This is a genomic window from Sphingobacterium sp. R2 (assembly GCF_040760075.1).
Classification (GTDB): domain Bacteria; phylum Bacteroidota; class Bacteroidia; order Sphingobacteriales; family Sphingobacteriaceae; genus Sphingobacterium.
Genome location: NZ_CP142884.1, coordinates 5,141,858 through 5,157,503 on the forward strand (window position 1 = coordinate 5,141,858; position 15,646 = coordinate 5,157,503).

Sequence of the window (15,646 nt, forward strand, 5' to 3'; positions counted from 1 at the left end):
ATTTTGTCAAGTACATCACATGTTGGGTACTGGACAGTTCTGTTCAATAAGTTTCTCGTGTTTTAGCTCGTCCCAGAAGTCGTTTGGAATCTTAACGCTAAACGAATTTGCATTTTCCTCCGCTTGTTCAGCAGTATGTGCGCCTGGTATCACGCCAGATACTTCTTCGGGTGCTGCCGAAAATTGTAATGCTGCGGTGCGAAGATCGACATGGTGATTTTTTGCAATCTGATATAATGCATTGAGTTTTTCCTTTACACCGGCTGGAAAATTTCCATCGTAGAGATAACGATCTTTTCCAGCTAAAAATCCAGCACATAATGGCGCTCCCACGATGATTGAAATACCTCGTTCAGCGACTTTAGGAAAAACTTGATTCAGCCCTTCCTCATGTTTTATCAGTGAATACTGACAGGCTGAAAGAAAAACGTCTGGATCTGCAACTTCCAATGTCTGTAAAATCGGTTCAACGGTATTAACTCCCAGCCCCCAGCCTTTAATAAGCCCTTCTTCTCTCATCTTAGTCAATTCAGGCATCGCACCGTTCGCAGCTTGCTCAAAATAATAAGCATAGCTGTCTTTCATATCTACATTGTCTGGGGAAAGATCATGAATAAATACCATATCTATCGAAGACAGTCCTAAGCGTTGCAAACTATCTTCTAAGCTTCTTCTTACACCTGACGCCGTATAATCATAACGGTACCCAAAATTTAATTTTCCTTTCCACAGCAACTGGTCCATCTTAAAATCTTCTTGAGGCAACATGAGTCTACCGACTTTTGTTGACAAAGTGAAACTTTCCCTAGGTTGATCTTTTAAAAATAAGCCCATTCGACGTTCGCTTATGCCTAGACCGTACCATGGGGAAGTGTCAAAGAGTCGTATTCCAGCCTTCCACGCCGCTTCTACTGCCTTCAAACATTCATAATCAGTATGGTGCTGAAATCCATTCCCCAAGGCTACGCCTCCGAATCCAGCCTTATCAACTGGACGAAATCTTTCCTTTTGCATTAAATTTTCTGTTGCATTCATATCTTTTTCCATTCATATTTAATTTTCACATTCGCTTAGCTCCATTGAATTCACTTTGCTCGCGTTTCACTCTTTCCGCAAGTTTATCATGCGCGGTAAGATCAAGACGTAATGGTGTAATGGATACTAAATTGTTTTCTACTGCCCAACGATCTGTGCCTTTATCAGCAGGTTCTAAAGGTATGACAGTGATCCAATAGTTTTCCCTTCCCATAGGATCTTCTCCAGCGACCACCCTGCCATCATACAGCCTTACTGATTGCCTTGTCCATACTATGCCCTGAGGTTGGGCTGGGAAATTCACATTGTAAAGAGCGGGTTCTTTATTTTCAACAAGTTCTTTATTTTCAATTAATATCTCTAGCACATCCCTTGTCCATTGAGATAAGCCTTCAAAATCCGGCTCCGTCTTTCCGACAGGGGTGCTCAAGGCAATACCCGTAACACCAAGAAGGGTAGCCTGCTTTGCAGCAGCTAGGGTACCCGAATGCCACATAGAATTACCAAGATTTGGTCCCATATTGATACCGGAAAGTACAACCTGCGTATCAGGAAACATATGTAAACCCAATGCTACACAATCTGCCGGCGTTCCATTGACCTTAAAAGCTTCAACATCTTCAAAAGTAATAGGTGCCCGCCGATAACTTAGCGGCCGGGAATGCGTAATCGCATGTCCCATTGACGACTGTTCCACATCGGGTGCCACAATTTTTACTGTCCCAAACTGTTTCGCTATTCTTGCCAGTGCTGCGATACCAGGCGAATAAATGCCATCGTCGTTGGTAATAAGTATATTCATAGTTGTTCTTTTATTTGAAAACCAATCTCAGCCATGCTTTGTTCAATTGTTATGAAAGAACATGGCAAAAACATAAGATTAGTACATAACCCTAAAGCTGGGGATGATACGAATGGGGACAAAGATGAACTATGTCAATTGATTGAAAATCTTGGACACAGTTGCTCAGTAGTCTCAAAGCAGAACGCTGTCAAGAAGATCGATCAGCAAACTGATATTATTGCCTTGGCCGGCGGTGACGGCACGATAAAAACTGCAGTTTTAGCGCTATTAGAAAAAAAACTAAAATTTAAAAGACCAATCGCCATACTGCCACAAGGAACTGCAAACAATATTGCGCTCTCTCTTGGCATTCCTCTTGACTGTGAAAAAGCCATTGGTCTTTGGAACGACTGTAAACTTAAAAAGTTCGATGTAGGAATGATTCTGGGATTAGCAGGAAAGCCACTCCATTTTATAGAATCCATCGGCTTCGGCGTATTTCCTTTATTGATGGAGAAAATGGACAAAAAGAGTTTAGATGAAGATCTTAGTGCGGAAGAAGAGATAAAAATTGCACTCCAGCAATTACGCGAACTGGTCCAAACGTTCCCGGCTAAAACACTGAAAATGAAGCTAGGAGAAAGTCACTTTGAAACAGCATGTATTCTCGCCGAAGTTATGAATATTCCAAGCATGGGGCCTCGACTAATCTTATCTTCCAATGCTGATCCGGGCGACGGACAATTCGACATCATCATTGTAACTGACAAGCAACGGCAGGAACTTATAGACTATATTGACGGACTATTGAATGGAACCGATGTAGAGTTGACAATAAAACCCATCCGAGCAAGCCAGTTGACAATGGAATGGGAAGGCAAAAAAATACACATTGATGATGAATGCAGGAACTACAGCGGCCAGCAAATAAAAATTACCTTGCTTGAAAACCTTATTGAAGTCGTTGCTGGCGAAAGTAAGCTGTAGTTTGTACCAACGATAACGCTACGAACGCTGTTCCCTACTAAACAACAACATGGCAAATGCATAGATTGAAAAATAAATCTCGTACGGCAAGCATACTTATTTTTATGATGACGACGACCTCCCATGAAGATTCAAAGAAGTCAAACACTGCTTTGTCCGAAAGTCATAAAGAGGACACTTCCAAACGAAAAAAGCGTCCTAACACCGATTTAACGGGTATTAAAGACGATCGTACCCATAATAAGGACGCAGAACAGGCCGCACAGAGAAAAAGGGACGAAGAAGACACACCCGATCTTTCCGGTGATATCAATGTTTAGAAGGAAATTAGCCTGTTATCCTTGCATTGGTAGGGATTGATTAAGAGTTGCTGGACTTCATTATAACTTAACTTTTTAGAACTTAACTTTTTCGAGGTGGGAAGAAGAATAGCTTTGGATTGATCTTAAAATAGATCCAAACGGCTCGCCCCATTTTAATCAATTCTCCCGAGGATAAGTTGCGCGAACGAAAAGCTAAAATCAACGATAAGGAGAAACTAACCATAAAGTTGAAAAAACCTATTAATCCAATCCCCAAGATCCCCCAAAACCAGATCTCGGCAGGCAACTCCATACCGTTCCCAAATAAGCCCAATGCCAAATTCCCGCTCGCAAATGTGATGTGCCTAATATCCAGATTTAAACCTAAAAAAAGTCCGACGGGAGCTGTAGTTCCCATAAAAATTCCAAACCAAACATTAGATACGATACCTGCCCATTTTTTCTCATAAAACAAAGCTATTTTGTTCGTCTGCCGCTGTCCGAAGATCTTTTTCAGCATAGGATGCTCCTGAATGCGATAATAAACTGAATTGTGCTTGTCTCTATTTGAGATACTTCCGGCAATGATTCCCGAGAGGAATAAGAAAACGCCAGCGATTGATGCGTGAAAAACTAAAGGTGTTTTTACAGGGTTAAGGTCGTTAACAAGATGTGACCACTGCGCACTCGCAATATTAACGTGAGACAGCTGCTGAATCAACCAAACAAGAAAAAGACTCATCGGAAAAGCCATTATAACATTACCGACAAAAGCAATGAACTGAGACCGAAATAATCTTCCAAATAATTCAGCAAACATCCAATAACGATGTCTGTTATTTCCAGCTCCGGAAGTTCCCTGCTCAATTGCGTTGACCAATGCAGAAGCTGTCATTGCGGGTTGTTTGGTTGCTAAAGTTGCACCAAAAAGATAAATTAACGTAAAACCTACCGCATAATTCAGGCTATATAAAAATGCGTGACCAAATTCACTGGTGTGTACCTTTCCTAACAATAACTTGAAGATACACATTACGCCTACAATGAGGCCACCACCACAGGCGGATCGGAACATTTTCCAATATTCTTTTTCACTTGAGGTAATATAGTGTTCACCCGTCTGCGCGGTATGATGCGTAATCTCGTAGGCCAAAAGTTGTGTACTCTGTCCAACTAATTTGCGAATATTGCTTTTCCCGGAATTGTATCCAAGAAGTGTTACTGCTAGTTTGATTGTCTTTTGCCTCTTTTCATCTGGATGATCAATCACCAAAAAATATAAAATTTCTCGGATTCTTTCCAATTGTTGCCGCATGCGCAGCAGCGATTGATTCACTTTGATAGAAATTCCAAAACGATGTGAATTGTCGAATGCTGTTTCGATATACGCTTCGCATTGCCTATGTAATACCAAAATCTGCTTATAAGATAGATCGTTGGATGGGATAAACTTGACATTGGATTGCAAAAGACGATCATTCAGTTCAGTAAATTCCCGCATGATTGCAATAAATGGACTATCAAAATTTTGAAATTCCGGTACCATCTTATTTACATCTGTTTCCATAGCACGGCCTGTAATACGTTGGACCAGCAATTCCAGTCCATACAATATTTCAATCATTCCAAAGCCAGTTTCATCGTCATAAATCGTTTGAAATCCACATAAACAAAACAACCTATCAACCTGATCCTGAGGGATCATTGCTATCCATTCAGCATCGCTAGATTTGTAGAAAACTTGATTTAAAAGATATTGTAAAGTAGACTTCGGCGGCTGAAAAGGTAGATACCGTTCGGTCATTCTTTTTTTTAGCTCGTAAAAAAAATCTGCATAACTAATGATGCCCGTATCGGAAATCAGCTGATCAAAATCCTTGGCCAACAGGATTCTTTTAAGATAAAGCTGGAAGAATTGAAGTTCTTCAGGTGATGCTTCAAAATAGTCGAGTAAAAATTGGATGTCGGCATGAACATATAAATTCACATGCTTTGGACGAACGACATCCACCAGTGAAACCAAAAAGTCAACATCTATATAAGCGGGGTCTGCTATTTGAGTATTGAACGTTCAAATAAACGCCTTACCTGCGACTCGCTATCCTTTTCCTTTTCCATATATAATAAAATTCCATTCTAGATACCACGTTTAGACACATTTTGTTTTTCAAAAACAAAAGTGATATGCTTTACGTCGTGTCAAAGAACCACTGAAATGAATGATCTCTATCATTTTTCAGTCCTTCGCATTTTCATAATTTTACAGCTAAGGAATTATAAATCAAAAAGTAAACGATAACAAAAAGACAAAAATGAACAAAAACGATAAATTGAAACCCGCAAAATTATGTTATGAACATATCGGCGGTAAACTCGGCCAGCTCCTACTTGAAACTTTGATAACAAAAGGTTGGTTGGCGAAAAACGATCCCCCAGATAAAAACTTCTATATCACTGAACTTGGTGAATCGCAATTGACAGCATTTGGAATAGACTTATCACAAATTAAACCCTGATTACCATGAACCTATTATTGGATTACGACAATTTCTTTATACCGGTCGATGACCTGGATAAAGCCAAAAAATTTTATCGAGACCAACTTGGGCTCGAAACTAAATTTGACTTTCCAGCAAAAGGCATGACTGCGTTTAAAGTAGGCGACAATGAACCAGCGATCATACTGAGTTCGGCACAACAGGCAAAACCAAGTATTTGGTTTACCGTTGCAGATGTTAAGGCAACCTATGAATCTTTAAAGCAAAAGGGGATCGTATTTTTAAGCGAGCCATTTGATATCATGACAGGTCTAGCAGTCGAATTTAACGATCCTTTCGGAAACAAACTTGGAATAACCGATTATTCCAAGTCAAATAAAATTTGATTTGGATACCGATCGGGCTTTTACGACGCTGCGGAAGACCTATTTGGAAACCGATTGATATAAATAGGAGTCGGTTTTAATACAATAATTTCAGCGCCCTAAAGACCGTCAATAAGATACCAACTCAGAATAAGACCGATAACAAATATCAATACGGCTACAATCGTGATACTATTCGAAGTGTGAACGAAGTTCTCGTCCTCGATTTGCTTATTTGTTTTACGATATTTTAAGAAAGCAACGATAACCGTCAATGCACCAATGACCACAATAGAAACTCCGACAACGCCAGAGGATTCATGCTGGGAGCCAACAACGACATCTTTCTTTAAAATGAGCTCTATCTGACGAATGAATAATGAAAATTTAACGACTACAAATCCAAAGCCCATAATCCCTAAGCTGGTTCGTATCCAAGCGAGAAAAGTCCGCTCATTAGCAAGATGGTCATTCACCTTCTGCGGTACATTGTTATTAGACATTTAAATAAATTTTGTGGTTTTATCCCTTATAAACGCTGCATATCTTTAAAAAGTTTGCATCATATTTTAATGTTTCGATCTTTAAAATTGTTATCCAAAATCTTTCTTAAAACGTAAGCGATTTGCGAACAAAAAAAACAACAATTTTACCTAAAATTTAAAGCAAATACTTTCAATGTTTCTAAAGTAGAACATCTGTTTATATTCGATATGTTGACGCATCAATTTATCCGATCTCTAATCAAAAATGCCGATGCAATTATAGAGCGCTACGCCAAAATACATCTTAAGGATATGTTAAACTTTTAAGATTAACACTTTTTAACCTTGTAATATGGTAACTTTAACAAAAATTAAAATTTACATCAACCACAAATGCCCTTTTTAGACCACGTTCTGCAAGTTCCTACCTATGGATGGAAAGACACCGATGGAAACCTCGTAAAGCCAACCAAAAGAGAAATATTCAAAGAATTCTTCAAACGTCTCAATATTTTTAAGGATAAGCGAAATTGGCTACCCTTTTTTAGCTGGTTAAAGGTAGCCTGCCTAATTCCCTTTTTTATCCTCTTTTTGGTGTACCACTTCAGTTGGTGGACAGTATTGGCAGCCTTCCTCTATAGTATGATTGTTATGGGTACCCATGGAACGATATGGCATCATCGATTTGCCACACATGGTGCATTTAAATTCCGTAACGGTTTCTGGCGCTTTGTCACACAAAATCTGACTATCAATGTCATTCCCGAAGAAATATATGTGATTTCGCATCATGTGCATCATGCCAAATCGGATAAACCCGGTGATCCTTACAATGCGCAAGCGGGTTTTCTATACTGTTTCTTAGCCGATGTAAATCATCAGCCTATCGCTAAGGACCTGACGGAAAATTCATATAACAGGGTCAAATTACTTATGCGACACACAGGTGTTACAGCCAATAGCTATGCACAATATAAAAAGTGGGGATCTTATGTCAATCCCTCGCACGCGGTGTGGTCGTGGATCCTTAATTGGGCCTTTTGGTATGCCATATTTTATCTGATTGGTGGTCATGCCCTTGCTTGCACACTCTTTGGCGCCGCTGGCTTCTGGGCTGTCGGCGTCCGAACCTTCAACTATGAAGGTCATGCAAAAGGCGAAGACAAACAACGGGAAGGCGTCGATTTTAATGAGAAGGACAAATCCATAAATCAATTATGGCCTGGCATTGTAGCAGGTGAATGGCACAATAACCATCATTTATACCCCAAGAGTGCACGTAGTGGTTTCAAACCCTACCAAATAGACCTTGCGTGGTGTTATATTAAAATAATGCATAAACTAGGAGCAGTTAGCAGCTATCGGGATGACAAGAAAAGATTTAATGAGCAATACCGCCTCCCTTACCTACAATCAAAAGAATAATATTCACATTTGGTGGTAACCGCATTCACAGCGATTATGTCGCCGACGAGATTATGCCGATCGTAGCTGATACGCGCTGTGAATTGCTTATTATTCTACCCTGCTAGCTATTCGGCCCTATAAAGAAGCTTATAGGTACCGAAAGATTTATAAACTATTTTTCTATGTAATAAAGATCCGAAAACATTTTTGACAATTTCTCAGGATCTTCCCTCCATGCAGCATACATACCTTGCCCCATATCATCCGGAACGATGTCTAGTTTTCCGGCGGATACATAGTCCAATATTTTCACCGCTGTTGTATCCGGATCTGGCATCTCCCAATCGCTTCCTTTGTTCATATCCGTGTCAATAGCCCCAGGGTTTACGGCATACACGGTTACACCATCTTTAGCCAATTCGATGCGTACGGATAGTGTAGCCGAATAAAGCGCTGCTTTTGAGGCCGCATAGCCAGCAATTGAGGGTAACGGAGAATATGCCGCAATAGAAACAATATTGATCATTATAGAAGGTCTATTCTTAACAAGAATTGGAGCAAATGCACGCATCATTTTTATTGTCCCAAAATAATTCACCGCTAAATCGTGCTCCATGCCCAACAGTTCTCCTTGTAGCATGTTTCCCGGATTTAAGGTTCCCGCGTTGTTGATCAGAATTTCTGTATCGAAAGCAGTATTTGCAATCTCTTCTATCTGTTCATCGTCCGTTATGTCTAGTTGTAAGGGGACTATTCGCTCATCATCGAATAATGGCATCGATTTCAAATTTCTACAGGTGGCATATATCTTTATTGCTCCCAAATTAAGCAGTGCGCTCACCAGTGATTTACCTATTCCTCTATTGGCTCCTGTAACCAGGATGGTTTTATCTTTAAAAACTTGCATAATGTTATCGTTATTAGTTCCCACAAAACTATATTAAAAGAAAACCTTAAAAAATCCGAAACTTGCGATAATTGCTGTCCTCTTGATTTATGGAAGACTATAAATTATATCGTTGAAAATCAATAGCTCGTATTGATATTTCATTGTGGTTAATGACTAGCTTGAGTACCAAAGCAGCTATAGGATAATACAACACGCAAAGACATTCAATAGTGCTAAACAAACAGTTGGTTATTACTAGGCAATATACTTTTTTACTAACGCTGCATAAAGGGCTTGCTGCGTCACAGGTTTGACTAACCAACAAGTTATGGCAAGAGGCTGACAAAGCTGAGCTATATTGTGCCGGTCAGCACTAAAAATAGGAATAATATGCTGCTCAAAATTGCTATCGTATTGTTTTTCGCGAATATGCTGTATGGTTTCAATACCACTCATAATAGGCAATTGGTTATCAATCAAAATCGAATCAAAACGGCGTCCCCCTTTCAACATTTGTACTACTTCAAATCCAGTTTTTGCTTGGGTTACATTAATATTTTTCAAAGACAGCATCCGAGCCAAAAGATTTCGTTCAGACTCTTCTTCAGCAACAATGAGCACGTCCTTTATTTTGCCCAATCCTTCCAAATCATCTGTTTCCCAAATAGCAGGAACCTGGATATTGAAAAAGAAGCGGCTTCCTGCATCAAAAATGCTTTCAACTTTCAATTCACTGTCCATCATATGAAGCAATTTATTCGATATTGTCAGTCCCAAACCAGTCCCGCCATACCGTTTAGTCATCGAGTTATCTTCTTGTGAAAAAGCTTCAAATATCTTTTCTAATTTTTCTTGTTTGATACCTATACCTGTATCTTTTACGCTAAAACACAACACAGCTTGATGAGGACTTTCCGATTCGACTGAAATGCTGAGTTCAATGGTGCCCTTCTCCGTAAATTTAGTCGCGTTACTCAGCAAATTCATTAATACTTGCTTGATACGCAGCGCATCAACCCAGATGTATTTTGGTACATTGGGAGCAATATTCAAATAAAACGCCAGTTTTTTGGCTTTGAGCTGAATATTAAGAAAGTTTGTCAATTGAATAACCAATTCATAAAGATCGGTCTGTTCAACATCCAGTTCCAATTTACCTGCTTCGATTTTAGAAAAGTCTAGGATATCAGTGACAATTCCAAGCAATAAATTGGCAGATTGATCAACGATAGTGAGGTACTCCCTTTGCGTATCCTCAAGTGCGGTTCCGAGCAATAAATCGGTAAAGCCAACAATTCCGTTTAGAGGCGTACGAAGTTCATGGCTCATGTTCGTCAAAAATTGCGTTTTTGCTACACTTGCCTGCTCTGCAACTATTTTAGCCTTTTCAAGCTCCTCACGCTGATAGACGATTCTGCTGATATCTGTTGCGATAGCAAGGTAACCAATGACATCTTCATTTATATCGCGTATATGAGTAACTGCTAACGAAACATGTAATCTACTTCCATTTTTTCTACAATAGGTCCACTCTCGTTGTTCTGCGCCGTGTAAGTCAGCGATATCCGAAAAAATACGATATTCATCCACTAGCCGCCCCAATTCAACCTCCATTTCTTTAGCCCTCAAAACGAGTTCTTCTTTCAAATGAAAATGGGCTAGACCTAATCTTCCAATGACTTCTTCACTGCTGTATTCCAAAAGATTTTCGGCTCCTGTATTAAATAATGTAATTACACCATTTTTATCGGTTGCAATAATTGCGACCGCGGAGGTTGCATCCAACACTTCTGTAAGCATTTTTTTGGAATGCGAGGACTCGGCTTCGATGCGTTTACGTTTGTCAATATCCTGAAAAGTACCGTATAAACGAACGCAATGTCCATTCTCAAAATCGGCATTTCCCAACGCGCGTATCCAAAGGATGTGCCCCGTGAATGTGACAATTTCGAGTTCCAAATCCCAAGGCTCTCCTGTCTTGAGTGCATGTTCAATTGCAAGGCTTATTTTATTTCTAGATTCCCCTTCTTTATAAAAGTTCAGTGCAGTTGTTAAGTTTGGTTCATATGCATCAGGTACTTCATGAATTTCTCTGGTAATTTCCGACCATACAATCTTCCCATCAGTAGGTGTATATTCCCAACCACCAATCCTAGCCACCCTACCCGTTCGCATTAAAGTTGCCTGCGCATGTTTAAGTTTCTTTTCCAGAAAATGCTGCTCAGTAATATCCACGGCATTTCCAATCACATAAGGTACTTTGTTCGTACTGTTTTGTAGAATATTGTTAAACATCCAAACACGCATCTCGCCCGAACGTGTGATGGTACGCATTTCCCCTTTGATAATTCCTCGTTGTACAATTGCGTGTAGGTATTCTTGTAAATTTTGATGTCCCTCGGGGGGAACAATATCAAAAAGGGATCGTGACTGAATCTCCTCTTTTGTATAACCCAGAATTCTGGCCCCAGCATCATTCACGGTTATGAAATTACCATTCAGATCGTGTGTACACATCAGTCCTTGAGAGTTTTCGAAAAATGCTTTCAGCTTCTGTTCACTTTCTTTATACTTCTCTTTTTCTTTTCTATTGACGATCAGTGTGACGACTTCATCTCGCAGAAGTCTTAAAATTTCCTTTTGATATTGATCGAGCTGCCTCGGAACACGATCGATAACACACAGTGTACCTAGTGCATACCCATTGGGATCAATGAGTGGCAAGCCTGCGTAAAAACGAATATGGGGTGCTAAAGTCACCAATTCATTGGATTTGAAACGCTCGTCTTTTTCGGCATCTTCCACTTCCATTAACTGATCTTCGTGAAGTGTGTACTGGCAAAACGATACTTCTCTTTTTGTTTCTTCAGTATCTAACCCTACGCGCGATTTAAACCATTGCTTATCTTTATCAACAAATGAAATTAGAGAAATTGGCGTACCACATACAAGCGATGCAATTTTAGTGATGCGGTCAAACTCTTCCTCTCTTGCTGTATTTAGAATTTCGTATTCGTGCAAAACACGTATCCGATCTGATTCATTTGCTGGCGATAATTTAGCATTCATTTAAAAACCCGTATTGGTTATCAATTATTTCTTCTACGTATTTATAGGTACTAAGGTATAGCTTGGTTCAATTATCCCCTTTCCGCCCGCATAGATAGATTTAATTTAGTGTACTTTGCTCTATACAAAAAGGCAGACCAACAGAGAGAATAGCATTGTAAATATAAAGATGAACATCTCTACTTTAAAAAAGTTTTTATTTTAAAAAACTAAGCATCGAAAATTATTAGCATACTAAATGTAAACTAACTTCTGCATTGAATTTATCAAAATTTATCAACTGACATTTAATAATACTGTGCCCATAGAAGTGGGCATTCAATCAAAAGAAGCTTAGATTTTGGGAAGCATTAATAGTGGTATGGCAATAAGTTATTGCGCAGGATTATTCTTATATACTACCCATCACACATAATGCACTAAGTGTGGGCACATCTTTTCCACCTTCATCCTCGAGTGTAATAGCAAACGCCTGCGCTTTAGCAATGTCCAGCATCCTACTTGCGATATCTGTCTTTACGTCGAGTGGGAAAACTCCTGCACTAACGGGTTTACCATCAACCATTGCCCACAATTGATATTGCTTTCCTTTGGGTGCCGGGGGCAGATGTTCAATGCTCAGATAGACTGTCTTTGATGACTGATCCCAAAATACCAAGGCGCGATAATCCAGTTTATTCTCTACTCCCTTAAGAGGGATTGTCTTAATCGTAGGATTTTCAACAAGTGTCCATTTATCCTGCAATATCGCGAGCTTTTCCTGTTGGGCATCAAATAAGATCGCTGTCTGATTCAATTTATTGACTGACTCTTGTTCACGTTGATATAAGTATATATTTGTACCGATACTAACAGCCGCCAATAGGCTCGCTGCAATGGCCCACGCGTAAGATCGTTTAACAAATGCTTTCCTATTTGAATTCATAACAACCACTTCATGAGGGTCGGCCGAAGAATCCGATTGTATTTCGCTAACTTCCCCACCTTCGCTTGGTATCAGATTCTCCGCAACGAGCTTATTCCAAATATTTTGTTTCAACTGCATAGGCATTTCAATCGCTTGGTTATCGGCCAGCTCTTCGAGTGCTATCTCTGCTTCCGCGATGGCCTGTTCCACTTCGATATTATTTTTTCGAATACAGTTTAAGATACTCACTTCCTCTTCGGATGCGAGCCCCAAAACGTACGATTCAATAATCCCCGATGATATGTATGCTTTAATATCCAAAATTAACGGTACTCTTTTAATAGTTGTTGTAACTGTATAAATGCTGCCCTGGTACGGGTTTTTATCGTCCCAAGCGGAACATCAAGTTGTTCGGCTATCTCTTGTTGTGTATAACCTTCATAGTAAGCCATTTCAATCAAGATACGCCATTCAGGCTTTAATTTATCTAAAATAGTGCTGAAACCAATAAAATCTGACTTTATATGTAATCCACCCTGACTTTGATCCTGTTCTTCTTCCCTATTTACGATATTTGAAAGCGGTTGGTTTTTCTGCTCGTTAACAATTGCTTTTGATTTTCGATGATCGAGTGCTGTGTTACGGGCGATATTAATCATCCAGGTATAAAGACGGCCTTTTGACTCATCAAAGACATCGATATACCGCCAAATTTTGACGAAGACGTCTTGTATCACTTCTTCGGCATGCTCATTTGAAATAACGATACGGCAAACCACCCCAAAGAGCGCATCGGCATAGTGATCATAAAGATAACTAAAAGCCTGTTGATTCTTCTTTTTCAATAAAAGAATTAATGTCTCTTCAGAAAGATTGTGTAATGGACTCAAATTTTATGCTTATAACAGACTAAAGATGATCATTAAAAATTACATAAAGAAAGAGCTAAAATAAAATAAGTTAAAGTTCCTGAAAAACGAGTAAAAATACGTATCATGCTACTTAGAAGACTATGGTTACATGAATGGCTTTATGATGACCACAATTTTTTAAACGTTTCTTATCCTATAAAATTTTCATCAATCAGCACGAACTTTAACGGAGAAGTAGCCTGAAAAGGTTACTTAAAAACTAGAGGATAAAAAAAAATAAGCATTGTGGTGAAAAATATTGTGTTCATAAACAGGATGATCCGTATTTAAAGCACAGAATATATCTTCCATACTTGCAATATCATACTTTCGTTTCTATATTTGTCCCATAAGAAATCCCAATGCGGAAGTGGCGTAATTGGTAGCCGCACCAGACTTAGGATCTGGCGCCGCGAGGCGTGGGGGTTCGAGTCCCTTCTTCCGCACAAAAAAAATCCCGAACGTTACGTTCGGGATTTTTTTTAGAATGTCCTCTTTGCTCCATCAATTAAGCAGACCAATCGAATGGTTTTGTACAAGGATCGCATTCAAATTTTAAAACCTTCCCTAAACTTTTCGCTTTTTTACCTTTTTTTACAAATACATAAGCCAAATCCACATCTTCTTCTACTTCCATCCCGCTTTCATCTCGGCCTTTTACGATAACAGAATAATATTTTCCATCGGAATCTTTCTTATAATAAACTTCATTTACCGATATTTTTTGAGGAATTTGGTTGTCGCAGCAGCTGCACCACAAAATAATAATAGGCTCTTTCTTTAGGTAAACAACAGCTGCTTCGGCCTGCTTCTGTGTAAGGGCCTGCAGTTGGTCTGCTTTCGAAAATAAAGCTGCGCATAGCAACAGGGAAAGAAATACGATCTTTTTCATATAATTTGTGAGTTTAAATCAATCTATCCGCAAAGACTATGCCTTTAGCCCGTATAAAGATAATTGTAGTCTATGACGCAAGTGATAGAAATGCTTATTTTTCCCAAACCAATGCACTTGCCCCTAGAATTGCTGCATCGGCTTCTTCCAATTCACTAAAGACAAGTTTCACTTTATTCCTAAACAATGGGAAAAGATTTCTTTCCATATGCAATTTAGCGGGTTTCAATATAAAATCTCCGGCTTTAATGACACCGCCAAATAAAAGAATTGCTTCAGGAGATGAAAACATGACAAAATTAGCCAAGGCCTCACCAAGCTTCTGCCCGGTATATCGGAATACTTCAATGGCTATTGCGTCTCCTTTCATTGCACATTCATGGACAGTTTTGGAATTTATAGCATCTTCAGGATATTGATTTAACATCGATTCGGGAAATTCAGCCCGCATTTTCTTTGCCGTGATCGTTATTCCCGTAGCGGAAGCATACGCTTCTAAACTCCCTTCAGAACCTGTGCTCCAATGTTTCCTCCCTCCGGGTTTCACGATCGTGTGACCTAACTCCCCCGCAAATCCGTCGTGACCATAAATTAGCTTTCCTCCGGCCACGATACCACTCCCGACACCTGTCCCCAAGGTAATCATAATAAAATCTTTCATTCCTCGGGCTGCACCAAAAAGCATCTCACCATAAGCCGCGGCATTCGCATCGTTGGTGATGGTACAAGGAATACTAAACTTGGTAGTCATTAAATCGCTGAAATGAATCACACCTTTCCACGGAAGATTGGGCGCATGATCTATTGTTCCAGTATAATAATTGGCATCTGGGGCGCCAACTCCAATTCCATCGAAACTGTCTTTGCCACCAAAATTTTCAATTAAAGGAAGTGCCTTTTCATACAGCGCATCAATAAACTCTTCTACTGTCTCATAATCATCTGTTTTTATGCTCCCTTTTTCAAGCACTTCACCGCGATGATTGACCACGCCAAACTTCGTATTGGTCCCCCCAATATCTATTCCCAACGCCACGCGTCTTGATAAATTTATTAACGACATTTCTATTTATGTTTCTTAATTTAAAAAATTACTAAAATATAATATTTTATGA

15 protein-coding genes and 1 tRNA gene are annotated in these 15,646 nt (G+C 39.4%); 6 read left to right on the forward strand and 10 right to left on the reverse strand.

From position 1 onward, the window contains the following. Nucleotides 1-15 precede the first annotated feature (15 nt). A complete protein-coding gene (locus tag VXM68_RS21505; RefSeq protein WP_367210001.1) occupies nucleotides 16-1,047 on the reverse strand; it encodes an aldo/keto reductase in 1,032 nt (343 codons plus the stop codon). Between the two features lie 13 nt (nucleotides 1,048-1,060). Beyond that, nucleotides 1,061-1,837, reverse strand: a complete 777-nt coding sequence (gene surE, locus VXM68_RS21510) for a 5'/3'-nucleotidase SurE (protein ID WP_367210002.1) — start codon at nucleotides 1,835-1,837, stop codon at nucleotides 1,061-1,063. Nucleotides 1,838-1,888: 51 nt separating this feature from the next. On the opposite strand from surE, the gene VXM68_RS21515 reads away from it, so the two are divergent. Further along, nucleotides 1,889-2,806 carry a diacylglycerol kinase family protein gene (locus tag VXM68_RS21515; protein ID WP_367210003.1) on the forward strand — a complete coding sequence of 306 codons (918 nt, stop codon included), beginning with the start codon at nucleotides 1,889-1,891 and terminating at the stop codon, nucleotides 2,804-2,806. Between the two features lie 56 nt (nucleotides 2,807-2,862). Beyond that, nucleotides 2,863-3,126, forward strand: a complete 264-nt coding sequence (locus tag VXM68_RS21520) for a hypothetical protein (protein WP_367210004.1) — start codon at nucleotides 2,863-2,865, stop codon at nucleotides 3,124-3,126. An 82-nt stretch (nucleotides 3,127-3,208) separates the two neighbouring features. Here the strand turns inward: VXM68_RS21520 and VXM68_RS21525 are convergent, their stop codons facing one another. After that, nucleotides 3,209-5,131, reverse strand: a complete 1,923-nt coding sequence (locus tag VXM68_RS21525; protein WP_367210005.1) for a hypothetical protein — start codon at nucleotides 5,129-5,131, stop codon at nucleotides 3,209-3,211. 289 nt (nucleotides 5,132-5,420) lie between these two features. Here VXM68_RS21525 and VXM68_RS21530 point away from each other — a divergent pair, with 289 nt between their 5' ends. Together VXM68_RS21530 and VXM68_RS21535 are read left to right on the forward strand one after the other, a co-directional pair. Then, nucleotides 5,421-5,624 (forward strand): hypothetical protein, encoded by a 204-nt coding sequence (locus VXM68_RS21530; RefSeq protein ID WP_293952210.1) that lies wholly within the window; start codon nucleotides 5,421-5,423, stop codon nucleotides 5,622-5,624. A gap of 5 nt (nucleotides 5,625-5,629) precedes the next feature. Further along, the gene (locus tag VXM68_RS21535) at nucleotides 5,630-5,992 is read left to right on the forward strand and encodes a VOC family protein (RefSeq protein WP_294183171.1); all 363 of its coding nucleotides are present in this window, start codon (nucleotides 5,630-5,632) and stop codon (nucleotides 5,990-5,992) included. Nucleotides 5,993-6,090: 98 nt separating this feature from the next. Here the strand turns inward: VXM68_RS21535 and VXM68_RS21540 are convergent, their stop codons facing one another. Continuing rightward, nucleotides 6,091-6,474, reverse strand: a complete 384-nt coding sequence (locus VXM68_RS21540) for a DUF202 domain-containing protein (RefSeq protein ID WP_294183173.1) — start codon at nucleotides 6,472-6,474, stop codon at nucleotides 6,091-6,093. 375 nt (nucleotides 6,475-6,849) lie between these two features. Between VXM68_RS21540 and VXM68_RS21545 the strand changes: the two genes are divergently transcribed. Further along, entirely contained in the window at nucleotides 6,850-7,881 is a 1,032-nt protein-coding gene (locus VXM68_RS21545; RefSeq protein ID WP_293952204.1) for a fatty acid desaturase, read from the forward strand. A gap of 154 nt (nucleotides 7,882-8,035) precedes the next feature. Here the strand turns inward: VXM68_RS21545 and VXM68_RS21550 are convergent, their stop codons facing one another. The 4 genes from VXM68_RS21550 to VXM68_RS21565 form a co-directional block, all read right to left on the reverse strand. Beyond that, complete coding sequence (locus VXM68_RS21550; RefSeq protein ID WP_367210006.1) at nucleotides 8,036-8,770, reverse strand: SDR family NAD(P)-dependent oxidoreductase; 735 nt, start codon at nucleotides 8,768-8,770, stop codon at nucleotides 8,036-8,038. A 237-nt stretch (nucleotides 8,771-9,007) separates the two neighbouring features. Further along, entirely contained in the window at nucleotides 9,008-11,821 is a 2,814-nt protein-coding gene (locus tag VXM68_RS21555; RefSeq protein ID WP_367210007.1) for a PAS domain S-box protein, read from the reverse strand. A 391-nt stretch (nucleotides 11,822-12,212) separates the two neighbouring features. Continuing rightward, nucleotides 12,213-13,049, reverse strand: a complete 837-nt coding sequence (locus VXM68_RS21560) for an anti-sigma factor (RefSeq protein ID WP_367210008.1) — start codon at nucleotides 13,047-13,049, stop codon at nucleotides 12,213-12,215. A gap of 2 nt (nucleotides 13,050-13,051) precedes the next feature. Continuing rightward, entirely contained in the window at nucleotides 13,052-13,618 is a 567-nt protein-coding gene (locus tag VXM68_RS21565) for a sigma-70 family RNA polymerase sigma factor (protein WP_312363198.1), read from the reverse strand. 385 nt (nucleotides 13,619-14,003) lie between these two features. On the opposite strand from VXM68_RS21565, the gene VXM68_RS21570 reads away from it, so the two are divergent. Continuing rightward, nucleotides 14,004-14,085: transfer RNA gene (locus tag VXM68_RS21570), tRNA-Leu, on the forward strand. A gap of 62 nt (nucleotides 14,086-14,147) precedes the next feature. On the opposite strand, the gene VXM68_RS21575 is transcribed toward VXM68_RS21570, so the two are convergent. Then, nucleotides 14,148-14,531, reverse strand: a complete 384-nt coding sequence (locus VXM68_RS21575; protein WP_293952194.1) for a hypothetical protein — start codon at nucleotides 14,529-14,531, stop codon at nucleotides 14,148-14,150. Between the two features lie 94 nt (nucleotides 14,532-14,625). Then, nucleotides 14,626-15,594, reverse strand: a complete 969-nt coding sequence (locus tag VXM68_RS21580; RefSeq protein WP_293952192.1) for an ROK family protein — start codon at nucleotides 15,592-15,594, stop codon at nucleotides 14,626-14,628. Nucleotides 15,595-15,646: the final 52 nt, after the last annotated feature.